This is a genomic window from Corynebacterium macclintockiae, assembly GCF_027570165.1.
Lineage (GTDB): Bacteria > Actinomycetota > Actinomycetes > Mycobacteriales > Mycobacteriaceae > Corynebacterium > Corynebacterium macclintockiae.
On sequence record NZ_JAKMUV010000003.1, the window covers coordinates 278,425 to 300,086 of the forward strand.

Annotated in this window: 17 protein-coding genes; 11 read left to right on the forward strand and 6 right to left on the reverse strand. The window is 64.1% G+C overall.

Going from position 1 to position 21,662, the window contains the following annotated elements; all coding sequences use genetic code 11:
- The first annotated feature begins 6 nt into the window (after positions 1 to 6).
- From L8U58_RS04750 to L8U58_RS04760, 3 genes are all read left to right on the forward strand, one after another.
- Positions 7 to 438 (forward strand): hypothetical protein, encoded by a 432-nt coding sequence (locus L8U58_RS04750; protein ID WP_035001334.1) that lies wholly within the window; start codon positions 7 to 9, stop codon positions 436 to 438.
- A gap of 49 nt (positions 439 to 487) precedes the next feature.
- Positions 488 to 2,077: a glutamine-hydrolyzing GMP synthase gene (guaA, locus tag L8U58_RS04755; RefSeq protein ID WP_269954792.1), complete on the forward strand. Its 1,590-nt coding sequence runs from the start codon at positions 488 to 490 to the stop codon at positions 2,075 to 2,077.
- A 158-nt stretch (positions 2,078 to 2,235) separates the two neighbouring features.
- Positions 2,236 to 2,922: a hypothetical protein gene (locus tag L8U58_RS04760; protein WP_034976977.1), complete on the forward strand. Its 687-nt coding sequence runs from the start codon at positions 2,236 to 2,238 to the stop codon at positions 2,920 to 2,922.
- 90 nt (positions 2,923 to 3,012) lie between these two features.
- On the opposite strand, the gene L8U58_RS04765 is transcribed toward L8U58_RS04760, so the two are convergent.
- Positions 3,013 to 3,444 carry a hypothetical protein gene (locus tag L8U58_RS04765; RefSeq protein WP_034971150.1) on the reverse strand — a complete coding sequence of 144 codons (432 nt, stop codon included), beginning with the start codon at positions 3,442 to 3,444 and terminating at the stop codon, positions 3,013 to 3,015.
- 247 nt (positions 3,445 to 3,691) lie between these two features.
- Between L8U58_RS04765 and L8U58_RS04770 the strand changes: the two genes are divergently transcribed.
- The 3 genes from L8U58_RS04770 to L8U58_RS04780 are packed head-to-tail and all read left to right on the forward strand — an operon-like array spanning position 3,692 to position 7,274.
- Positions 3,692 to 4,444 carry a hypothetical protein gene (locus L8U58_RS04770; RefSeq protein WP_269954793.1) on the forward strand — a complete coding sequence of 251 codons (753 nt, stop codon included), beginning with the start codon at positions 3,692 to 3,694 and terminating at the stop codon, positions 4,442 to 4,444.
- Positions 4,435 to 6,180 carry a Y-family DNA polymerase gene (locus L8U58_RS04775; RefSeq protein ID WP_269954794.1) on the forward strand — a complete coding sequence of 582 codons (1,746 nt, stop codon included), beginning with the start codon at positions 4,435 to 4,437 and terminating at the stop codon, positions 6,178 to 6,180. The genes L8U58_RS04770 and L8U58_RS04775 overlap by 10 nt, the downstream gene beginning before the upstream one ends.
- 38 nt (positions 6,181 to 6,218) lie before the next feature.
- Positions 6,219 to 7,274, forward strand: coding sequence for a sucrase ferredoxin (locus L8U58_RS04780; protein ID WP_269954795.1), 1,056 nt, complete (start codon positions 6,219 to 6,221; stop codon positions 7,272 to 7,274).
- A gap of 94 nt (positions 7,275 to 7,368) precedes the next feature.
- Here the strand turns inward: L8U58_RS04780 and L8U58_RS04785 are convergent, their stop codons facing one another.
- From L8U58_RS04785 to L8U58_RS04795, 3 genes are read right to left on the reverse strand one after another with little or no spacing between them, the layout of a single operon-like run.
- The gene (locus L8U58_RS04785) at positions 7,369 to 8,049 is read right to left on the reverse strand and encodes a methionine ABC transporter permease (protein ID WP_034971153.1); all 681 of its coding nucleotides are present in this window, start codon (positions 8,047 to 8,049) and stop codon (positions 7,369 to 7,371) included.
- Positions 8,046 to 9,146: a methionine ABC transporter ATP-binding protein gene (locus L8U58_RS04790; RefSeq protein ID WP_269954796.1), complete on the reverse strand. Its 1,101-nt coding sequence runs from the start codon at positions 9,144 to 9,146 to the stop codon at positions 8,046 to 8,048. The genes L8U58_RS04785 and L8U58_RS04790 overlap by 4 nt, the downstream gene beginning before the upstream one ends.
- Before the next feature lie 47 nt (positions 9,147 to 9,193).
- On the reverse strand, positions 9,194 to 10,054 hold the full coding sequence (locus L8U58_RS04795; RefSeq protein WP_269954797.1) for a MetQ/NlpA family ABC transporter substrate-binding protein: 861 nt from the start codon (positions 10,052 to 10,054) through the stop codon (positions 9,194 to 9,196).
- 156 nt (positions 10,055 to 10,210) lie between these two features.
- Between L8U58_RS04795 and L8U58_RS04800 the strand changes: the two genes are divergently transcribed.
- Complete coding sequence (locus L8U58_RS04800) at positions 10,211 to 13,681, forward strand: error-prone DNA polymerase (protein WP_269954798.1); 3,471 nt, start codon at positions 10,211 to 10,213, stop codon at positions 13,679 to 13,681.
- A 68-nt stretch (positions 13,682 to 13,749) separates the two neighbouring features.
- Positions 13,750 to 15,189, forward strand: a complete 1,440-nt coding sequence (locus L8U58_RS04805) for a CE1 family esterase (RefSeq protein WP_269954799.1) — start codon at positions 13,750 to 13,752, stop codon at positions 15,187 to 15,189.
- A 19-nt stretch (positions 15,190 to 15,208) separates the two neighbouring features.
- On the opposite strand, the gene L8U58_RS04810 is transcribed toward L8U58_RS04805, so the two are convergent.
- Positions 15,209 to 16,474 carry a DUF4272 domain-containing protein gene (locus L8U58_RS04810; RefSeq protein WP_269954800.1) on the reverse strand — a complete coding sequence of 422 codons (1,266 nt, stop codon included), beginning with the start codon at positions 16,472 to 16,474 and terminating at the stop codon, positions 15,209 to 15,211.
- Between the two features lie 76 nt (positions 16,475 to 16,550).
- On the opposite strand from L8U58_RS04810, the gene L8U58_RS04815 reads away from it, so the two are divergent.
- On the forward strand, positions 16,551 to 18,344 hold the full coding sequence (locus L8U58_RS04815) for an alpha/beta hydrolase family protein (protein WP_269954801.1): 1,794 nt from the start codon (positions 16,551 to 16,553) through the stop codon (positions 18,342 to 18,344).
- 172 nt (positions 18,345 to 18,516) lie between these two features.
- Positions 18,517 to 19,794 (forward strand): alpha-hydroxy acid oxidase, encoded by a 1,278-nt coding sequence (locus L8U58_RS04820; RefSeq protein ID WP_269954802.1) that lies wholly within the window; start codon positions 18,517 to 18,519, stop codon positions 19,792 to 19,794.
- Here the strand turns inward: L8U58_RS04820 and L8U58_RS04825 are convergent.
- Positions 19,791 to 21,059 (reverse strand): saccharopine dehydrogenase family protein, encoded by a 1,269-nt coding sequence (locus L8U58_RS04825; protein WP_269954803.1) that lies wholly within the window; start codon positions 21,057 to 21,059, stop codon positions 19,791 to 19,793. The genes L8U58_RS04820 and L8U58_RS04825 overlap by 4 nt on opposite strands.
- Before the next feature lie 30 nt (positions 21,060 to 21,089).
- Here L8U58_RS04825 and L8U58_RS04830 point away from each other — a divergent pair, with 30 nt between their 5' ends.
- Positions 21,090 to 21,638 carry a tRNA (cytidine(34)-2'-O)-methyltransferase gene (locus tag L8U58_RS04830; RefSeq protein WP_269954804.1) on the forward strand — a complete coding sequence of 183 codons (549 nt, stop codon included), beginning with the start codon at positions 21,090 to 21,092 and terminating at the stop codon, positions 21,636 to 21,638.
- Positions 21,639 to 21,662: the final 24 nt, after the last annotated feature.

The window sequence follows — 21,662 nt, forward strand, 5'->3', positions numbered from 1 at the left end:
ATTCGAATGAAGATTTCCCAGTGGTGGCAGCGCACAACTGAACGGCTGCCGATGCAGCTGGCGGTGCTGTCGTGGGCGTCAATAATAATCGGTGTGATCGGCATCGTCGCCACGATCGTGGTCTACCTGGGCTACCAGCCGCAGCATGGCGACGAGACCGTGAAGATGAACGTCGGCGCGACCGGCGTGATGGTGGGGCTGTACTTCTTTGCCTTCGCGCTGTTCGGAGCGATGATTATCCAGGGGCGTACGTGGGGTTTGTCGGGGCTGGTGCTCACGCATGTCACGCTGGTGTTCATCACAGTCACGGTGATTAAGGCGGGTGTGTTCTGGCTCGCGTCGATCTTCGGCGTGATTGCTGCGGTATCTCTGGCCCTGATTTTCTCCCCACCGTCGATGGATTGGTACAAGCAGCGCTTCGTGGACGGACGGAGCTAGTAAGCGACCGGTGTGCTCCCTGGCGCGCAGGTGCGTTAAAGTTAGGGGCGTGACTCAACAAGACCCAGCTGCCGCCGCTCCACGGCCCGTACTTGTCGTGGATTTCGGTGCGCAATACGCACAGCTCATTGCCCGCCGGGTGCGCGAGGTGAACCTGTACTCCGAGGTCATCCCGCACACCATGTCCGCCGACGAGGTCGCCGCGAAGAACCCTGCGGCCCTGATCCTGTCCGGTGGACCTTCTTCTGTTTATGCAGATGACGCCCCCTCGCTTCACCCCGAACTGCTGGAGCTAGGGGTGCCGGTATTCGGCATCTGCTACGGCTTCCAAGCGATGACCAAAGCCATGGGGGGCACCGTGGCGAAGACCGGCCTGCGCGAGTACGGCCGCACCGAGCTGCAGATCCAGTCGGAGGCTGGCGTGCTGCACGAGGGCATGGGGGACAGCCAGCAGGTGTGGATGAGCCACGGCGACTCTGTCTCTGAGGCGCCGGAGGGCTTCACTGTGACCGCCCGTACCGAAGGCGCGCCGGTGGCTGCTTTCGAGTGCCCGGAGAAGCGCATGGCGGGCGTGCAGTACCACCCTGAGGTTCTGCACTCCCCGAAGGGGCAGGAGGTGCTGCGCCGCTTCCTGCTGGAAACCGCTGGGCTGGAGCCGACGTGGACCGCGGGCAACATTGCCGAGCAGCTGATCGAGCAGGTGCGCGAGCAGATCGGCGACGAAGGGCGCGCGATTTGCGGCCTTTCGGGTGGCGTGGATTCCGCCGTGGCTGCTGCGCTGGTGCAGCGCGCGATCGGCGACCGTTTGACTTGTGTGTTCGTCGACCACGGCCTGCTGCGCGCCGGTGAGCGCGAGCAGGTGGAGAAGGACTTTGTGGCCGCCACCGGTGCGAAGCTGGTGACGGTGGACGAGCGCGAGGCGTTCCTGCAGAAGCTGGCTGGCGTGACCGAGCCGGAGGCTAAGCGCAAGGCCATCGGTGCGGAGTTCATCCGCTCCTTCGAGCGCGCCGTTGCGGGCGTGCTGGCTGATGCCCCGGCGGGATCCAGCGTGGACTTCCTGGTGCAGGGCACCCTGTACCCGGACGTGGTGGAATCCGGCGGCGGCTCCGGCACCGCGAACATCAAGAGCCACCACAACGTCGGCGGTCTGCCGGACGACGTGGAGTTTGAACTGGTGGAGCCCCTGCGCCTGCTGTTCAAGGACGAGGTTCGCGCGGTGGGCCGCGAGCTGGGCCTGCCGGAGGAAATCGTGGCACGCCAGCCGTTCCCGGGGCCGGGCCTGGGTATCCGCATCATCGGTGAGGTGACGGAGGAGCGCCTGGAGACTCTGCGTGCTGCCGACGCTATCGCCCGCGCGGAGCTAACTGCTGCTGGCTTGGACGACGTGATCTGGCAGTGCCCGGTGGTTCTGCTGGCCGACGTGCGTTCCGTGGGTGTGCAGGGTGATGGCCGTACCTACGGCCACCCGATCGTTCTGCGCCCGGTATCCAGTGAGGACGCGATGACGGCCGACTGGACCCGCATTCCTTTCGACGTGCTGGAGAAGATCTCTACGCGCATCACCAACGAGGTGGAGGAAGTTAACCGCGTGGTGCTGGACGTCACCAGCAAGCCACCGGGAACCATCGAGTGGGAGTAGAAGCGGTTTCGCTCTGTCTCAGAGATTTTTTAGAAGAAACTTCCGAAATACTGATTTTGCTACGCTAACTAGGCTAAGCTGTGCGTTGTCGTTACTTGCAGTGCTCTGCACGTTTTGCGGCAGTCTGTTCTGTTCTTTCCTAGAAAAGGTATTTCCTCATGGCTTCTAAGTTCGTTCGTGGCGCAACCGCTATCGCTGCCGCATCTGCATTGGCTTTCGGCGGCGTGAGTGCCGCATCTGCTGCTCCGGCTGGCTCCCTGGGAGGCCTGACTGGCTCCCTGGGTGGCAAGAAGGACCTGGATACCCCGGAGGGGGACAGGGTCAAGCTGGGTAACGTCGGTGGTCCGGCCTTCAACGTTGACCTGTACAAGCAGGTTCACGGTGCGACCACCGTGGCTCCGGGTGCTACCGTCAAGACCCGCATTGAGGTGCAGGGTGTGAAGGGTAAGACCAGCATCAACGAGGTTATTGAGTGGATGCCGAAGGGCTTCAAGCTGGTCAAGGTTGAGCGCATTAAGGGTGGCCTGCTGGGTGACTCTGTCCACCAGCTGGGCCAGTCCGAGTACGCCGTGACTCAAAACAAGGACAACACTGAGGTTCACGTCTCTTGGGAGGAGGGTCTGCTGATCAAGCACAAGCCCACCGTCGATACCGCCACTCCGCTGCTGCTGGACTTCACCTGGAAGGCCCCCGAGAAGGAGGGTACCTACAAGAACGGTGCTGGCCTGAAGATCGGCGCTGTTGTTAACAACAACAAGACCTTCGATACCGGCACTCCGATCGTCGTGAAGAAGGGCGCCGCTCCGTCCGGCAGTCTGTCCGGTTCCTCGATCGCTGGCTCCTAATCCGGAAGCTAAAGCCAGTTTTTCGGCCCGCCTCCCCGGCATTTTGGGGAGTGCGGGCCGTTTCTGTATGCGCGCTGCGTTTCTGCAGCGCTATTTCTTCTTGTTCCTCTTGGCTGTGCCGATTGGCTTGATGTGTGCGGTGCCGTCAATGTGTGGGTAGATAAGCCAGGTATAAGCGCCGGCGATTACCCAGGCGATGGCTACGAGGAGCCACGAGCGTGTGCTGAGTAGCGGGATGGTCATCAGCGCGATCCAGAGCGGGAATAGTGGCGCGACCTGGGCGGCGCTGGTGCGGTAGCGCTCGTCGCGCTTCTCTACTTCTTCACGCACCTTCCTGCGGTACGGGTGGCTAAACGTTAGTAGCAGCGCTGCGCCGACCGTTGTTACCAGCACGATGACCTGAAATCCTGGCGCGAGCGGAGCGGCCATGATTCCCACCGCTAGGCCGAATAACACCGAGGCTATGGCGCGCACGGCGGTCGGTGGGGTGATGACGGGCTCGTTGCGGGTTTCTTGGCTCATGGTTGTCCATATTAGGTGACGCCACATTCCTCGCCCCTTGTAACCTGCGCCTTTGGCTGTTCGTTTGACGCTGTGGAGGGGGAGGGATATATTCAACACAACTTAGTTAGAACATGTGTTCTAATCTGTGTTTGTGGGGCGGAGGGCTGTCCGCAGGTGCTGATAGAACATGCGGTGCTGGTTGCCGTGAGTTGGTTGCCGTGCGTTGGTAGCAGCGTTTGTTGCACAGGGAAGGGAGGTGAAGGCGATGGCGCAGGTCGAGGCGACGGCGACGATTGCAAGTTTGCGGCAAAAGATGCGGCAGATCGAGGCGAAAAGTGCTGCGGTGGGGGAGGGGGCGTCCCAAATAAAAGAAAGCGTGCGTGTAGCGCCAGTGCCACAGTGGCTGGCCGGGCACCTACCAGGTGGCGGGGTGGCGCGCGGGCAGGCGACGCAGATATCGGATTGTCCGGCGGTGCTGGTGGATGTGCTGGCGCATCTTACGGCGCGGGGAATGTGTGTGGCGGTGGTGGACTATCCGCGGCTGGCGATCGCGGCAGTGGCGGCCGCGGGTGGTGACGTGGAGAGGCTGGTGTTGGTGCCGGACTCCACTCCACACACGGCGGCGGTGTTAGGCACGCTGATAGAGGGGATGGACGTGGTGCTGTTCGCGGCGGGCGGGCAGGGTGCACAGAGCGTACAGGGGGTACAGGGTGCACGGGGTATGCAGCGCGGTGCCGTGCCCCCGACATTTGCGCGGCCAGTGGAGGCGCGACTGCGCAAAAGCGAATGTGCCCTATTGGTGTGTGGGCGCGCGTGGCCACAGGCGAGAATGCACGTGGAACTGCAGGTATGTGGTGTGCTGGGGCTGCGCCGTGGAAGCGGACGGATCCGTGCCGTGGAGGTCGAAGGGCGCGTATGGGGCAAAGCTCAGCCGCCCAGTGCGGTGCGGGCGACGATCGGGGCAGAAGAAGCGATGGGAGCCGAGAGCGCTGCGGAGGTAGGAGAGCAGTGGGCTTAAGTAGGGCGAAGGTAAACAGCACAGCGCGGGTGGCTGTGCTGTGGTTCCCGGATTGGCCGGTGTATGTGCAAGCTCAATCGCGGGGATGGGACGTACTGGCACCCGCCGCGGTGATCGCCGATTATCGCGTGTTGGCCTGCAATGCTGCCGCGCGAGCCCAGGGGATCCAGATCGGAATGAAGCAACGGCACGCATTGGCGGCATATCCGCAGCTCAACGTCGCGGAGGATGACCCGAATAAGCAGGCCTCGGTGCATGAGGACGTGCTGGCGGCGCTGCAGGACGTCAGCGCAGTGGTGGAGACCTTGCGCCCCGGACTGCTGGCCTTTCCCGTGGACGCTTTGGCCAGATACTACGGGGACGAAGATACCGCTGTGGAGAAGCTGCTGGACGCTGCAGTGCGAGTGCATGCCGACTGCATGGCCGGGGTGGCAGACGACCTTGTATCCGCAGTGTGGGCAGCACGGCAGGGGAAGAGTATCCCTCCGGGAGGCAGTGCGGCGTTCATCGCGGGGTTGCCGATCAACGTGCTGGGGATAGAACCAGAGCTGCGCGCGCCCGCGCACCTTAGTTCCACGCTGCAGCAGCTGGGGCTGCGCACAATGCGGGACTTCGCGGCACTGCCCCGCGCCGACGTGGCCGCTCGCTTTGGGCAAGAGGCCGTGGAATGGCATCGCATAGCCAGCGGACACGTGGAAAGAGCGGTGGCGCCCGCGCGCCGACGTGAGGAATTGGAGGTGCGCTATGAGGCCGAGGACCCCATCGCACGCACCGAAACCGCAGCTTTCATCGCCCGCCACGTAGCTACCGCGCTGCACAACACACTTTTCGCCGCGGGGGAGGCCTGCCTGCGCCTGGCCGTGCGTGCCTACCTGGAGCCCCCGGCGAACTACACCGGGCCGACCGTCATCGAGCGGCTCTGGCGCTGCCGCGAGCCCCTATCGGAGCAGGACACCGCCCAGCGGGTGCGCTGGCAACTCGATGGCTGGCTCACCCGACTGCGGGCAGGGACGGCTGATGGCGGAAACGTGCATGGTGGGGACGTGCATGACGGGGACGCGCATGGCGGGGAAGCAGACTGGGCGGACAATACCGCCGGTGTGACCTGCATCGAGCTCGTGCCCGTGGAGACCGTGCCGGCGGGGAGCCTGGCCACCCCACTGTGGGGCGGGCCGGACGAAGGCATCCGCGCTGCCCGCGCCGCGGCCGGTCGAGCGCAAGCACTGATCGGCATGAACCGGGTACTGCGCCCCATTCACAGGGGCGGGCGTGCCGTTGCTCGACGCATCGCCACTGTGCCCTACGGGGAGGACGACCCGGAGGCTATCACCGCGTTGCCGACCCGCCAGTGGGAAGGCCAGCTGGTGCACCCCCTGCCCGGGCTGATCGGGGCCCCAACCAGCGGGGTAGTCCCGGCCAGCGGGGCAGCTGATACCCATAACCCCAGCGCTGCGCATCCCGCCGCCAGACTGATGCTGCTGGACCGCCACAGTGCCCCCGTCCATGTCACTGGCCGGGGTCTGATGAGCGCGCCTCCGGACACTCTGCGCTGGGGTGCCAGGCAGCTCCACATCACCGGCTGGGCTGGCCCCTGGCCCGTCGACGAACACTGGTGGGCGGAAGGGAAGCGCTATGCCCGGCTGCAGGTCTCGGCACGCGAAGGTACATCGGAATCTGTGCACGCATTCTTGCTGGTGTGCAAAGGAAGGCAATGGCGGATCGAAGCAACCTACTAGCCCCTACGGATTCTTTGTAACTTGCTACTCTGGGAACCATGCCAACAACCAGAAATGCGCAGGCTGGACAGCCAAATTCGGGACAGGTTACCGCCGCTGAGGCCTCCGGCGGAATCTATGCGGATATGTGCTCCCAGCGGACCGACGAGACGTTGCCGGGCACCGCCAAGCCCGGTCGGTTGATCCTTGCTCTCGAGTACGTCACCAATTGGGGACACGACATCCTCGACGGCACTGCGCTGGGGGAGGAACTCTCAAAGAAGATAGAGAAATTCCTCGACGAAAACGGCGCCCAACTGCAGTTCATTCGCAGGCCGGGTCGCGAAGGCCAGCAGCGTGCCGCCAACCCCACCCGGCAGCTCTACATCAGCTGGGCCGAAGGTTATGGCGACGATCCCACGCCCATTCTCGAAAGCCTGCAGGTCTCCGGCCCTGAAGCGCTCCTAGAACTCGACCTCAGCGCCCCCGGCGCAGCTGGTGGCCAGCGCATCGACGGCCCCCTGCTGCTGGTGTGCACCCACGGCAAGCGCGACAAATGCTGTGCCGTATTCGGTCGCCCCGTCGCCGAAGAACTCACCGCAGAATATGGCCAGCTGGTGTGGGAATCCTCCCACACCAAGGGGCACCGCTTCGCACCCTCCATGATCCTGCTGCCTAGCAACTACTCCTATGGCCAGCTCGGAACCGCCGGCGCGCGCAGCATGTTGGAACACGCCAAGCAGGGCGAGCTGTGGCTGGAAGGTTGCCGTGGCCGCGGCCTGTGGGATCCCATCGGTCAGGCAGCCGAACTCGCCGTCGCAGAGAAGATGGCTGGCGAAGGCTACCCCGTCAAGCTGGCGAGTATGCGCGTGAGCAAGTCGGAAAACACAGAGGCCACGAACCCTGATGCAGACTCCGCCACAGAGGTGCGCGTCGTGACCATTGCCCCAGAAGCAGGCACGGATGCTAACCCAGAAGCTGCCGTAGAAGTCGGCTCAGAATCCAGTCCAGAAAAGGAAATCACGGTCCGCTTGCACTCGCGCCCAGGCGGAACCTCCGTTCCCTCCTGCGGTAAGAAGCCCAAGCAGACCGTGACCTGGGTCGCGGAATTCTAAACGCACAACAAAACCCCGGGGCAGTTCACATCTGTGAACTAGCACCCGGGGGTTTTGCTGCCTAGGGGTTTTGCTGTCTAGCGTTCCCCGCTAACTAGCGGCGCATGATCTTCTTCGACAGCCAGTTTCCGCCCAGCTGCGCAATCTGAACGATGACGATGATCACTGCAACGGTCGTCCACGTGACGGCGTCATTAAACGAGCGATAACCGTAGACAATCGCGAAGTCGCCCAGACCACCTGCACCGATGTAGCCGGCCATGGCGGACATATCGACGATGGCGATAAACATGAAGGTGAAGCCCAGGATCAGCGGGCCGAGTGCCTCGGGGATGATCACCGTGAAGATGATCTTCAGTGGCGAGGCACCCATCGCCTTGGCGGCCTCGATCACGCCCGGGTCGATTGCTACGAGGTTCTGCTCGAAGATACGCGCAGCGCCGAACGTGGCGGCGACGACCATGCCGACGATAGCTGCATCCGTACCAATGCGGGTCTGCACCACCAGATCCGTCAGCGGCCCGATCGCAGTCAGCAAAATGATGAACGGGATGGGGCGGATGAAGTTAACCAGGAAGTTCGTAACCCAGTAGATCACCGAGTTCTGCAGAATGCCGCCCTTGCGGGTGGTGTATAGCAGCAGGCCGATGATTAGGCCCAGGATCGACGAGATCACCAGCGTGATCGAGACCATGTATAGCGTCTCGAAGATCGCCTTTTGGAACGTGTTGCCGTAGCGGTCCCAATCCATTTGCGCGAGGGTCATCGTGTTCATCGGATCTCCTCAATCTCGGTGGAATCCTGCATATGGCTGTGGAACTCCTCGATCGCCTTCTCGCCGTCGGTGCTGTGGGCCGTGAGGCGCAGGGTGAGGCGACCGAAGCTGTGGTTCTGGAGGGTGGTGACGCCACCGTGGACGATGTTGACCGCCACCCCTGCATCGGACAGCTTCGAGACGGCATCGAAAAACCCGATTCCCTCGGCCATGGTCACAGTGAAGAGGCGACCATTCTCGGTCTGCAGTGCCTCCGCTTCGACCATGTCGGGGGTGTTGCGTAAGGAAGTGGCCACGAAGTTGGCGGCAGTCTGCGTCTGGGGGTTAGAGAACACCTCGTAGACGCTGCCCTGCTCCACGATGCGGCCGCTTTCCATCACGATGACGGAGTCCGCGATGGAACGCACAACCTCCATCTCGTGGGTGATGACCACGATGGTGATGCCGAGTTCCCGGTTGACCTTGCGCAGCAGTTCCAGCACGTCGCGGGTGGTGGAAGGGTCGAGCGCGCTGGTGGCCTCGTCGGCCAGCAGCAGGCTGGGGTTGGTGGCCAGCGCGCGGGCGATGCCGACGCGCTGCTTCTGGCCACCGGACAGCTGCTCTGGGTAGGCCTTGCCCTTATCGGACAAGCCGACGAACTCCAGCAACTCCTTCACACGCTCTTCCCGCTGCTGCTTGGGCATGCCTTGCAGGCGCAGTGGGTAGGCGACGTTGCCCGCCACATTCCGGGAGGAAAACAGGTTGAACTGCTGGAAGATCATGCCGATGTCGGAGCGCAGCTTGCGCATCTGCGATTCCGGCAGCGGAACGATGTCCTGGCCATCCAGCAGGATCTGCCCGCTGGTGGGGCGATCCAGGCCGTTGATCTGGCGGACGAGGGTGGACTTGCCGGCTCCGGAGTAGCCGATGATGCCGACGATGGAGCCTGCCGGGATGTGGGTGTTGATGTCCTGGAGGGCGTGAATTTCCTTCCTGCCCTGCTTGAACACCTTCTTCACATCGCGGAAGACAATCTCCGTGCCAGTGTTGTCTGTGCTGCGAGTGCCGGTGGTGCCGGCACTGGGCTGATCGACGCTGGTTTGTGCGTCTGAAGCCATAGGGGAACCTCTTTTAAGAGTTGGGTTTTTCGAAAATTGGGGTGGGGCTACTTCTTGACCTTGCCCTCGGTGGCCTTCAGGATCTTAGCGAGCTCGTCCGGGCCCATCTTGACCTCGACGGAGGTGCCCTTGGACTGCTCGTTCAGCGCGTCCTGAACTTCCTTGGAGTGCCAGATGTCAACAAGCTTCTTCAGATCCTTGTCGTCCTTCTTCTCCTCGGTGGTGACGAAGGCGTTGATGAACGGCTTTGCGGCCTCTGCCTTCGGGTCATCCTGGACGATGGCGGACTTCGGGTCGATGTTGCCGCGCTCCAGGAAGGAGTTGTTGATGACGGCCGGGGTGCCGTCCTTGTAAGCGGTCACGGTCTGTGCGGCGTCCACCGGGGTGACCTTGACCTTGGACTTGCCCTCATCGATGTCGGCCGGGGTGGGGGACAGGATCTTGTCGTCCTTCAGCTTCACCAGGCCAGCGGATGCCAGGACGTGCAGGGCGCGGCCCTGGTTTGTTGGGTCGTTCGGGATGGCGACCTCGCCGGCTTCCTCGATGTCCTTGACCTCGCTGTGGTCCTGGTAGTACACGCCCAGCGGGATGATCTCGGTCGCGCCGATCGGCACCAGCTTGGAATCGTTGTTGACGTTGTAGTCAGCGAGGAACATCAGGTGCTGGAAGTTGTTGACGTCGATCTCGCCTTCCTGCAGCGCGCGGTTGGGCAGGCTGTAGTCGCCGAAGGGAACCAGCTCGACGTTCAGGCCTTCCTTCTTGGCCTGTTCTTCAAAGACCTGCCACTGCTTCTGACCCTGGTCGGTGGTGCCGATCTTGATGGTGTCGTCGTCACCGCCGCATGCGGAGAGGCCGAAGACCATAGCTGCTGCAGTTACACCAGCTGCTACTTTACGGCGAAGGGACATGGGATCCTCCTGGGTTGTCTAGTGCCCGATGCTTCGTTGATTGCCCGGGCTGAACTGTGCGTTTAAGGTAGCAGTCTAAACCAAAATGAACAACTTAGTCTAGTTTTGATCCAAACTAGCCCCAGAGCTTTTTCGGGTTGGCGAGTAATAGAATATATGTTCTATACTTGCGCTGTGTCTGAAGAACCCCGCGACCCCGACATTTCGCGTCGCACGCTGCGCCGATCGCAACCTAGGAGCTTCTCCCAGGGCACACCGCTGAGCTGGAAGCAGCTCGAAGGCGTGCTGTCCGGCGTGGGGCCGGGCTTGCGCAACCTCCGCGCAATCGGGGTGGCAGAAGGTGATCGGAAGACTGGAATTGAGGTAGCTGAAACCGAAGGGGCGTCCCAAAGAAAAACAGCGACACCCTTCGCTGAGCTCCACGCCTGCAGCGCCTACAACTTCCTGCGTGGTGCGAGCCAGCCCGAAGAGATGGTTGCGGCGGCGCGCGACCTGGGGTTGAGTGCTCTCGCGTGTGTGGATCGCGACGGTTTCTACGGGGCGGCGCGCTGTGCCACGGCGGTGGCCGAGAGCGCTGGTACTGAGGGCACTGGCACGGCGGGCACTGGCACGGATCTGGCGACGGTCTTCGGCGCGGAATTGAGCCTCGACGTGCCACTCACGGTGCTGTGTAAAGGGCGCGAAGGCTATGCGCGCCTGAGCCGTCTTATTGCGGACGCCCGCATGGCCGACCCGGACAAAGAATCCGTCCGGTACCCCGATCTGCCTCAGCTGGCGCAGGCCGCGGACGGCCACTGGCTGGTGCTGCTGGATTGGCGGTGGACGGGCGCAACTAGTCCGGAGGGAACAGCTCCGGCCGAGCGCCTGGTGGAGCTTTTCGGGCCGACCAACGTCGTGGTCGAGTTGCAGCACACGATGAACCCCGCGGATGCCGACCGCAACGAGCGCCTCCACACCCTGGCGGTGCGCCACGGCCTACGCGAGATCGTCAGTAGTGCCCCGACGTGCGCGACCCCGAAGCATTCCCGGTTGGCTGGGGCGAAGGCGGCGCTGCGCGAACGGCGGGACGTCGCCACCGCGGAGCCGACCACCCACCCCGTCGGCGGATCGTGGCTGCGCTCGGGGGAAGAGATGCTGCAGCTCGCGGGCGATTGCGAATGGCTGGCGCGGGCCGTGGAGACCTCCGTGCAGGTCGCCAACGAATGCGCCTTCACCCTGGACCTCGTTGCGCCGAACCTGCCGCACTTCCCCGTGCCGCCGGGGTATACGGAGATGTCCTGGCTGCGCGCGATCACCGAACGCGGTGGCACGGAACGCTACGGCCAGCGGGGATCCTCTGCCGCCGCCAACCAAGCGTGGGCCACCATCGACCGCGAGCTGAAAACGATCGAGCAGCTGGGCTTTCCGGGCTACTTCCTGATCGTCCACGACATCGTTGCATTCTGCCACGAGAACAACATCTTCTGCCAGGGGCGAGGATCCGCGGCGAACTCCGCGGTCTGCTTTGCGCTGGGGATCACGACGGTGGACGCTGTGGCGTCCGGCCTGCTCTTCGAGCGTTTCCTCTCCCCGGAACGCGACGGACCACCCGACATCGACCTCGACATCGAATCGGGGCGGCGCGAGGAGGCGATTCAGTACGTGTACTCCCGCTACGGCCGCGACAATGCCGCGCAGGTGGCGAACGTGATTACCTACCGCCGCCGAGGCGCGACCCGCGATGCCGGCCGCGCGCTTGGCTACGCGCCGGGGCAAATCGATGCCTGGACCCGCCACCCGGAACAGACCCCCGACATTGTGCAGGACCTGGCCGAGCAGATGCTGGATCACCCCCGCCACCTGGGCGTTCACTCCGGTGGCATGGTGATCTGTGACCGCCCGATCGCACAGGTTGTGCCGACGGAATGGGCGCGGATGGAAGGCCGCTCGGTGGTGCAGTGGGATAAGGACGACTGCGCGGCCGTGGGGCTGGTGAAGTTCGACCTGCTAGGACTCGGCATGCTGGAAGCGTTGCACCATGCGGTGGACCAGGTGCGCGCCCACCGCGACCGGGAGGTCGAACTGTGGCGGCTGGACCCCACAGAGCCGGAGGTTTACGCCATGCTGTCCCGCGCCGACGCGGTGGGGGTGTTCCAGGTCGAATCCCGCGCGCAGATGTCCACCCTGCCGCGACTGAAACCGCGCACCTTCTACGACCTGGTGGTGGAGGTCGCGCTGATCCGCCCCGGCCCTATCCAGGGCGGCTCCGTGCACCCGTACATTCGCCGCCGCAATGGTCTGGAGCCCGTGACCTTCGACCACCCGTGCCTGGAGCCCGCGCTGACGAAAACTCTGGGCATTCCGCTGTTCCAGGAGCAGCTGATGCAGATGGCCGTGGATGCCGCGGGCTTTACCGGCGCCGAAGCTGATACTTTGCGCCGGGCGATGGGGTCGAAGCGTTCGCCGCAGAAGATGGAGCGGCTTAAAAAGCGCTTCTACCAGGGGTTGGAAGCGAAGAACGGAATTCGTGGTGAGACGGCTGATCGGTTGTGGGACAAGATCGTGGCCTTCGCCAGCTACGGCTTCCCAGAATCGCACTCGCAGTCCTTCGCCTCCCTGGTCTACTACTCCGCGTGGTTTAAGTACCACTATCCGGCGGAGTTCTGTGTGGCCTTGCTGCGCGCCCAGCCGATGGGGTTCTACTCGCCGCAGTCCCTGCTGGCGGATGCTCGCCGTCACGGTGTGCAGATCCTTCCCGTGGACGTGAACGCGTCGGGCGTGCAGGTTGATGCGGTTGTTTCTTTAATGACGCCCCTACGGAACAACCGGCCCACGGGAGTTCACGGGCTAGGGCGCGGCACGGCCGAACCGGTGGGAAAGATCCGGCTGGGGCTCAGCGGTGCGGGCGGAGTTAAGGGGATCTCCGCCGAGGTGGCGGAGCGCATCGTCGAAGCGCGCGAGAAAGTGGGGCGTTTCACCAGCGTGGAAGAACTATCCCGCGAAGCCGGGCTGAGTGTTGCGCAGGTGGAGAAGCTGGCGCGGGCGGGGGCGTTGGGGAGCCTCGGGCTATCACGTCGCCAGGCTGTGTGGGCGGCCGGGGTGGCAGCGACCGAACAGTCGGGAATGCTTCCGGGGACGTCGGCTGTGCATGCGCCGGCGTTGCCTGGGATGAGTGCTTTCGAGATGGTGGCGTCCGAACTAGCGACAACGGGCGTGACGACGGCCGAACATCCGGTGCAGCTGCTGCGCGAATACCTGGATCAGTGGCACCGACGTGCGGGCGGCCCGGGCGGCGCAGGCGGTGCAGCGGTGGTGACGGCCGGCAGTTTGCTGCACGTTCCCGACGGCACCCGCGTGCGCGTGGCGGGAGTGGTGACGCACAGGCAGCGCCCAGCTACCGCAGGCGGAGTGGTGTTTTTCGGCTTAGAGGACGAGACCGGGCTGGCGAATGTCGTTGTCTCGCAGGGGCTGTGGGCGCGGCAGCGGGCGGTAGCGTTGAACGCAAAGATCCTGGTCGTGAGGGGAATCGTGCACAACGCGGAAGGTGCAGCCACCGTGACGGCGGATCTGTTGGAACAGGCGGAGACCCGACTGCGGCCGGCCGGCGAGATCGCGGGGGCACACGCAGGTTCGCGCGACTTCCGCTGACCAGTGGTGATCACAAACACGGGGTGGGGTGATTGACACAGCGGAACGTGCAAAGAACAATCGTGCACGTGAACCGCAACCCTTTCGACCCCGAGAACCCCAATGCGCAGCGACGCGCGCGCGAAAACTCGGCTCGAAAGGCACGCCGCAGTATCGCGGATTCCACGCAGGCGAACAGCGAGGATTCCTGGCGAGGGAGGCGGCGCCGCCACGAAGCACGGCCCGCAGCGCGGCATCGCAGAGAGGACCACGGCGGTAGCTGGAAGGGCGCGCACCCCAGCGTGTCGGGCGAGAATCGTCGCGAGCCTGAAGGGATTTCCCGCAGCCGTCCCACTGGACAACATTTCCGCCGCCGTCGTATTGCAGCGGCGATGTTCGTCGCATTCCTGCTGGCCTGCGCGGCGGGAGTGGGTGCGGCGGTGCAGAAACTGAGTAGCTCGCGGCACGAGGATCCCCAGGCACACAACACGGTGAACGAACCTGCGGACTATGCGCCGACGGAAGCGGTGGCTATCCCACCGGCCACGCCGGACGTGCAGCTCACCCCTGCCGTGGCGCGCATTCCCCAGAAGCTCCGCCCGATCCGTGACGAGCTGAAGCCCGGGCAGAACAGGGAACTGCAGCTTAAGTCCAGCGATCGCGAGCGCAAGTACATCATCAACGTTCCGAGGGGCGCGTTGCCTTATTCCAAGAAGGGCAATCCGACTGCGCACCCGGATGCGAAAACCAAGCCCCTGCCGTTGATCTTCGCCTTCCACGGCTACCGCGAGCAGGCGGATCAGATGGCGCGGTACACGGGTTTGGCGGATAAGGAGGCGATCGTGGTGTACCCGCAGGGCGTGGGCAACGCCTGGGAGGGTGCCCCATACGCGAAGGTGAAGCGGGGCGAGGATGTGCGCTTTGTCCGCGACATACTGGATGCCGTGTCCTCTACCTACCAAGTCGACGCGAACCGGATCTACGCCACCGGTATGTCCAATGGCGGAGGGTTCGTGGGCAAATTGGCCTGCGAACTGCCGGAGGAGTTCGCCGCTTTCGCCGCAGTCTCGGCGGCCTATTACTCGGGTACTTGGCGCGCGTGCGCAGAGAAGGGCTCGGATCCGAAGCGGCCGGAAACCGTCCACTTCAAGCGTGGTCAGACAAGCCCCTACCTGGATATTCACGGTCGTAAGGACCAAACGATCCACTACGATGGCGGCCCGCGCTATGGGGACGAATACCTAGGGGCCTACGAGTTCACACAGCAATATGCGGCACGTTCGCACTGCGTGGGCGCCCCGGTCACCACGCGAGTGACCGACGCGATCCAGCGCGTGCAATGGCCAAACTGCGGCCACGGAATGGAAGTCACCCACCTGGCCATCGGCGATGCCGGGCACACGTGGATGGGCGAACGGACGGGCGAGGCCGGCAAGGCTGCGGCCGACCCTTCCCGCGAAAGCAAGTCGAAGGCAGTGACCGCGACCGGTGAGGTCGCCGCGTTTTTCGAGGTACACCGTCGCAGCTAGCTGCGGCTTGCCCGCTGCTTTAGGTGGACAGGTCGACGTCGTCGTAAGCGATGGTGGGATCCGTGAGCCAGGCGAGGGCACGGTGGCGTTCGACCAGGATGGAATGATCCTGCGGCTGTAGCTGCGCGGAACCGGTCTGCCCAACACCTGCCTGACCCGAGGCCTCCAGCTGCTGTTCGACCGATACCCAGCGCAGCGAATAGATGTATTCGAAAGCCTCGCAGATCTCCGACAGGCTGCGCATAGGCAGTGCGGCAGCATCCTGGTTTTCGCGGTCGATGCCGCGCAGAGCGCTACGCAGGGCAGCCAGATCGACGGGGGTGAAGCTGAAGACATCGATATCCATCAGGCCGAGTGCCCAGGCCAGGAACTCTGACGCGGTGTAAGCCCAGGCCAGCTGATAGGCATCCTCCTGCAGATCCTGGCTGTAGGTCGGGGCACCGGTCGCCGCACCGGTCGCCTCACCGGACGCTTCGCCGGGCACTGCGCCCGGCGCCTCACCGGCAGATTCTTGCGCAGCCTCCACCCGCTCGAGGAATGCCTGCTCCACCTTGGTCAGATTGCCGAAGGTGCGCTGGGCTCCTGCCCGCAGTGCAGCGAAATTCACAGCCTCGCCGCGCAGCACGCTGGCGGCGGCGGTCGCTACGACGGAAAGCGCAACAGCTCGGTTGAATACTTCCTCGGCGGGGCGAAGCAGAATCTCGGCCTCGGAACGCACCGGCGGCAGCGTCGGGGCTACCTGGTAACCCTGGCGCCATAGTGCCCCGCGCACCCGCCGCATCCGATCCTCGGAGCCGGGGTGCCGGGGCACGGAGTTAGCCTGCGCCCCGTTCGCCGGGGAGCTGCCGACCAGTGCGGGATCCAGCAGATCTGCACCGCTGGCGTTGCGCACGGTTCCGTCGGCCAGGAAGAACACGGCGTTGGCTTCACGCGCCCAGTCGGCGAACTCGCCCAGGTGGGAAAAGTCGAAGTCATCTTCGCGCTCGAACACGTAGTGGCGGCGTACGCTCCGGATGTGTTGCACTACGGCGAGCACGTAGGAGTTGAAATTGCCGAAGCGTTCCTCCCCCTGCTCGGCCGCGTATCCCGCGAAGCCCGCGAGGTGTTCCAGCAGTTCCAGGGTTTGCTTGTCATCTTCCTCACCAGCGCCGTTGGCTGCAGTCTTCAGGTAAGGCTGCGCGGGCGAATCGAAGCACAATTCGCGGGACGCAATGGCTGGCGCCCCAGCCCCCTGGAAGGGCACGTCCGCTCGGACGGTGGAATAAGCGTTCACATAGATGCTCATGTCTCAATAGCATAGAGTTTCTTTGCCCCACCTGCTGGGACAAGTCGCACATGCGCTTCGCTAGAATACTAGAGTCATGCGCCATACGACTGCCCCTTCGCTCGCGCCCAACGGCACTGCTATTGCCTATATTGTCCGCGACGGTGGCTATCCTTATGCCGTCCAAGCGGAGCTCACCGAGGACGGCGTGGGCAGGGAAAGACCAGTGCAGCTGCCCATCGAAGGCCCGGTCACGCGCGTTTTACACTCCCCGGATGCGCAGTGGATCGCCTGCGAGGTTTCCCCCAAGGGCTCGGAGAAGCTCGAGACCTTCACGGTATCTACGGACCCTGGGGTGCAGGGGGCGTCACCACTAAGAAACACTTTCGATGCCCGCACGCGCCTGGTGGAGTGGGACCGCGACAAGCTAGCGATGGATGCCGTGGCGGCCGACGGCATGACGGAGGCGCGTCTGGTCGACCCGAATACGTCGCGCTACCAGGTGATGGATCGCCGCATCGATGCGCTGCTGGTCGCCGCGGAGGCCGGGTACAGCCTGATGCGCGTCGGCCCGCGTGGCAACCGCGAGCTGCTGCTGGTCACCCCGCAGGGCCGCTGGATGCCGCTGCTGCCGCCAGAGCCCGGCGCCACGACGGAAGATGGGCGGATCCTGCCGATCACGGACAGTCGCTTGGTGATCCTGGTGGTCACCGACCACAGTGCGGATCGCCGTCGCCTGTTGCGCCTGGTGGTGGACATCAACGGCGAGCGCCCGGTGTGCGTCGAACGCGAGGAAATGATCAGCAACCCCGAGGCCGACGTCGACGAGTTCGCCATTAGCGAGGACCTGTCGACCGCCGCGGTGCTGTGGAACCAGGCGGGCATTTCCAACCTGGAACTGCTGAGCCTCGGCGAGGACCAGCGCGTGCAGGTCCGCCGCACCATCGAGCTGCCGGGCATGGTGGCCGCGGGACTTTCCATCACGGACGACGGTCAGCTGCTGGCTTTGACGGTCGAAGGGCCGAACCTGCCGCCGACGGTGGAGGTGCTGCGCCTGGAATCGGGGCGCGTGGAACCACTAGACCCGGACCGCACCGACCGCCTGGACGAACGCGCCCGCCAGGGAGACGTCCCGGAGCTGGTCTACTACACCGCCCGCGACGGCCTGGAGCTATCCGGCTGGCTGTATCTGCCGGAGGATCCCGCGCCGGGCCGCCCGGTGTACGTGCATCTGCACGGCGGCCCCGAAGGCCAATCCCGCCCCGCCCACCACGACGTGCTTGCGGAAATCGTCGCCGCTGGCTACACCGTGTTCACCCCCAATATTCGCGGGAGTAAGGGCAACGGTCGTGCGTTCATCCACGCCGACGACCGTTATGGTCGCTTCGCTGCGATCGACGACGTTGCGGATACTGTTTCTTTTTTTTGTGACGCCGACTTGTGCACCGCAGGACGGGTATTCCTGGGAGGCCGCAGTTACGGCGGGTTCCTGGCCGTGCTGGCGGCCGCGCGCTACCCGGACATGTTCCTAGGTGTGGTGGATGCCTGCGGCATGACGAGCTTTGAGACCTACTACGAATCGACCGAGCCGTGGCTGGCGAGTGCGGCCTCCCCGAAGTACGGGTACCCGATGCACGATGCCGAACTCCTGTGGGAAATTTCTCCTCTGCACAAGGCGGAACAGATCACCACCCCGGTGCTGTTTATTCACGGCGCCAACGACTCGAACGTGCCGCTGCAGGAATCCCAACAGCTATACGACGCGCTGGTGGAGCTGGGCCGCACCCCGCAGTTCCTGGAGGTGCCGGGGGAGGGCCACCAGTTTGTGAAGCCGAAGTCCCGGCAGCTGATCGGCGAGCGGATCCTGGAATTCTTCGCGGAGCTGAGCTAGGGGGGAATTGAAGTCGCTGCACCAAGGGGAAGTGCTGCAGCACACCCAGACAGCGAAGCTCGGGGAAGCGTTCTATCGTGGAATTGTTGGCCTCCAAACGGCGACCTACAAAAACCACGCTATTTCGCGCGAAAGAGCTGCGAAGACACTCTGTGAGGAGAGCGATTATCCCATGGCACACCAGAAACGCCAGATCCCGAACCCCGTTGAGATTTTCGACCTGCTGAAGTTTAAGAAGCCCACCCTGGATTTCAAGGCTCGCCGCCTCAACGATGCACAGACCATCTGGGATCTGCGCGCCATCGCTAAGCGCCGCACCCCGGCCGCAGCATTCGACTACACCGATGGCGCCGCCGACGAAGAAATCTCGATGAACCGCGCCCGCCAGGCCTTCCGCGACGTGGAGTTCCACCCGTCGATCCTGAACGACGTATCCAATGTGGACACCACCGCGGAGATTTTCGGCGGCAAGTCCTCCCTGCCGTTCGGCATCGCTCCGACTGGCTTTACCCGCCTGATGCAGACCGAAGGTGAGCTCGCGGGCGCGAGCGCCGCGGGTTCCGCGGGCATCCCGTTCTGCTTGTCCACCCTGGGCACCACCAGCATTGAGGACGTGCAGAAGGCCAACCCGAACGGCCGCAACTGGTTCCAGCTGTACGTGATGAAGGAACGCGAAATCTCCTACGGCCTGGTGGAGCGCGCGGCCAAGGCCGGCTTCGATACCCTGCTGTTCACCGTGGATACGCCCGTCGCCGGTAACCGTCTGCGCGATGCCCGCAACGGTTTTTCCATCCCCCCGGAGATCTCCCTGGGCACCGTCATCAACGCGATCCCGCGCCCCTGGTGGTGGTGGGATTTCCTGACCACCCCACCGCTGGAGTTCGCCTCCCTGACCAGCACCGGCGGCACCGTCGGCGAGCTGCTGGATTCTGCCATGGATCCCTCCATCAAGTTCGAGGACCTGAAGACCATCCGCGAGATGTGGCCGGGCAAGCTGGTCGTCAAGGGTGTGCAGAACCTGCCGGATTCCAAGAAGCTGGCTGACCTGGGCGTGGACGGCATTATCCTGTCCAACCACGGTGGTCGCCAGCTGGATCGCGCTCCGGTGCCTTTCCAGCTGCTGCCCGAGGTTGCCCGCGAAGTCGGCAAGGACCTCGACGTGGCCATGGATACCGGCATCATGAATGGCGCCGACATCGTCGCCGCGATCGCCAAGGGCGCGAAGTTCACCCTCATCGGCCGCGCTTACCTGTACGGCCTGATGGCCGGTGGCGAGGCCGGCGTGGCTCGCGCCATCGAGATTCTGGCCAGCGAGGTGCGCCGCACCATGCGCCTGCTGCAGGTTTCCTCCCTGGACGAGCTCACCCCCGAGCACGTCACCCAGCTGAACACGCTGAACATCAACCGGGTGAATGGCGTGCCCGATGAGGAGCAGAGCCTGTTCAGCTAGTCGCTGAACTTCATGCCCGCGTCGCTGAGTCGACGCACGTAGGGCATGCCCAGACCGGTGGCCGGAGTAAGCACTCCGCCGCCGGTTTTTCCTTGGTACGGGGAGCCCGTCGGCAGTTCGGCGTCACAAAGAACAAGAGTGAGCGCCGCTTCGCTAAGCATCAACGACGTTCCCTTGTACCCCGGGTCAGCGGCCAGGCTGATGGTGTTGGTGTAGGTGGCGCCGGAGGGGCTCACGCCGATGTGCGTGGTGTGGAAGAATCCGGCATCGCGTTCGGCCTCGGAGGGGCCCTCGCCGGGCTCCGGAACCCAGCGGGAGAGGAACGTGCGCAGCCTGTCTTGGCTCAGCGCCGCCACCGCCGTGCCCAGCACCGCACCCATCGTGAAGGCCCGCATACGACCCTTGAACCCCTTGCCGGTGTACAGGTATTCGCTGTAGCGCAGCTTGTCGCCGAATTTGTGACCCAGCAGCGCGTGGGAGCGGCGCACAACGCGCGTGTTCGAGCCTGCCATGATGAAAGGCCCTGCCCAGACGTCGTCTTTCGTGCCGCCGATGTCGCTGTCGCGCACTACGCCAAAGTCCGGCTGTTTGCCCAGGTCGGGCTCGTTGTCGCGGTCAGGGGAGAGGGTGTATGGGTCGGCCAGTAGCCGCTTCTTCTCTGGCGCTCCCTTGATGGCGGCGAACTGTTCGCGCATCGAGTCGATGGTGCCGCCCGACAGTCCGCCTTTCATCTTCACGATCATCGTGGCGGTCTCTAGGGTGTCTTTATTTTCGGACGCCCTCTGTCCCAGCAGCAGCATTCCCAGGTCACTTGGCACGGAATCGAAGCCGCACGCGTGAATGATGCGCGCCCCGCTGGCGGTGGCGATGTCGTGGTAAGAGTCCGCGGATTCGCGCATGAAGAGGGGCTCTCCGGCGAGGTCGACGTAATGCGTGCCGTGGGTGGCGCATTCGCGGACCAGGGGGAACCCATAGCGGTAATAGGGGCCGACGGTGGAGATAACCACACGGGTATCGCGAGCCAGCTTCTCCAGGGAACGGTTATCGCTGGAATCGGCGATAACTAGAGGGAAGTCCGCCGCCCGCGGGTGGCTGACGGTCAGCTTTTCGCGCAAAGCCTCCAACTTGGCCTGATTGCGGCCGGCCAGGGCGATGCGTACGTCGGCGGAGGCGTGCGCAGCCAGGTATTCGGCGGTGAGGGTGCCGACGAACCCGGTGGCGCCCAGCAGGGTGATATCAAAGCTGCGAGAGGGGGAGTTGTTCATGGCTACATTTGTACCGGTTAGATTGGGTTGATGACGTCTGAAAACCAGTATTCGGGTGCGGCTGCGGAATCTGCCCCTTTCCAGCAGCCTTTGAATCTACCGTTGCACGTGGTGTTTGACCGGCCGGAGATTCCGCCGAACACCGGTAATGCGATCCGCATGTGTGCGGGGACGGGGGCTTCGCTGCACCTGGCGGGGCCGTTGGCTTTTAAGTTCGACGACAAGCATGTGCGCCGGGCTGGGTTGGATTATCACGAGCTGGCGGACGTGCATGTGCACGAGGGGATCGATGCGGCGCTGGCTCACGTGACTGATCCGGCACGCGGCTCGGGGCGGGTATTCGCCTTTACCGCACAGACGGGTACGTGGTTCACGGAGGTGGACTACCGGCCGGGCGACGTGCTGCTCTTCGGCCCGGAGCCGACGGGCCTGGCCGAAGAGGTGTTGGCCGATCCGCGGGTGACGGCGAAGGTGCGCATCCCGATGCTGCCAGGGCGGCGATCCATGAACTTATCGAATGCGGCGGCGGTGGCGGCCTACGAAGCGTGGCGCCAGCTGGGCTTCGCTGGCGGGGTTTAGAGCGGTGCCGGAAGGGCGCCAGTG

Bases quoted from the DNA above. Each gene is read 5' to 3' on its own strand.
- L8U58_RS04785 (WP_034971153.1), bottom strand. From the start codon at position 8,049: ATGAACACGATGACCCTCGCGCAAATGGATTGGGACCGCTACGGCAAC.
- L8U58_RS04820 (WP_269954802.1), top strand. From the start codon at position 18,517: ATGGCACACCAGAAACGCCAGATCCCGAACCCCGTTGAGATTTTCGAC.
- L8U58_RS04795 (WP_269954797.1), bottom strand. From the start codon at position 10,054: ATGTCCCTTCGCCGTAAAGTAGCAGCTGGTGTAACTGCAGCAGCTATG.
- L8U58_RS04760 (WP_034976977.1), top strand. From the start codon at position 2,236: ATGGCTTCTAAGTTCGTTCGTGGCGCAACCGCTATCGCTGCCGCATCT.
- L8U58_RS04800 (WP_269954798.1), top strand. From the start codon at position 10,211: ATGTTCTATACTTGCGCTGTGTCTGAAGAACCCCGCGACCCCGACATT.
- L8U58_RS04815 (WP_269954801.1), top strand. From the start codon at position 16,551: ATGCGCCATACGACTGCCCCTTCGCTCGCGCCCAACGGCACTGCTATT.
- L8U58_RS04825 (WP_269954803.1), bottom strand. From the start codon at position 21,059: ATGAACAACTCCCCCTCTCGCAGCTTTGATATCACCCTGCTGGGCGCC.
- L8U58_RS04790 (WP_269954796.1), bottom strand. From the start codon at position 9,146: ATGGCTTCAGACGCACAAACCAGCGTCGATCAGCCCAGTGCCGGCACC.
- L8U58_RS04765 (WP_034971150.1), bottom strand. From the start codon at position 3,444: ATGAGCCAAGAAACCCGCAACGAGCCCGTCATCACCCCACCGACCGCC.
- L8U58_RS04810 (WP_269954800.1), bottom strand. From the start codon at position 16,474: ATGAGCATCTATGTGAACGCTTATTCCACCGTCCGAGCGGACGTGCCC.
- L8U58_RS04830 (WP_269954804.1), top strand. From the start codon at position 21,090: ATGACGTCTGAAAACCAGTATTCGGGTGCGGCTGCGGAATCTGCCCCT.
- L8U58_RS04770 (WP_269954793.1), top strand. From the start codon at position 3,692: ATGGCGCAGGTCGAGGCGACGGCGACGATTGCAAGTTTGCGGCAAAAG.
- L8U58_RS04750 (WP_035001334.1), top strand. From the start codon at position 7: ATGAAGATTTCCCAGTGGTGGCAGCGCACAACTGAACGGCTGCCGATG.
- L8U58_RS04780 (WP_269954795.1), top strand. From the start codon at position 6,219: ATGCCAACAACCAGAAATGCGCAGGCTGGACAGCCAAATTCGGGACAG.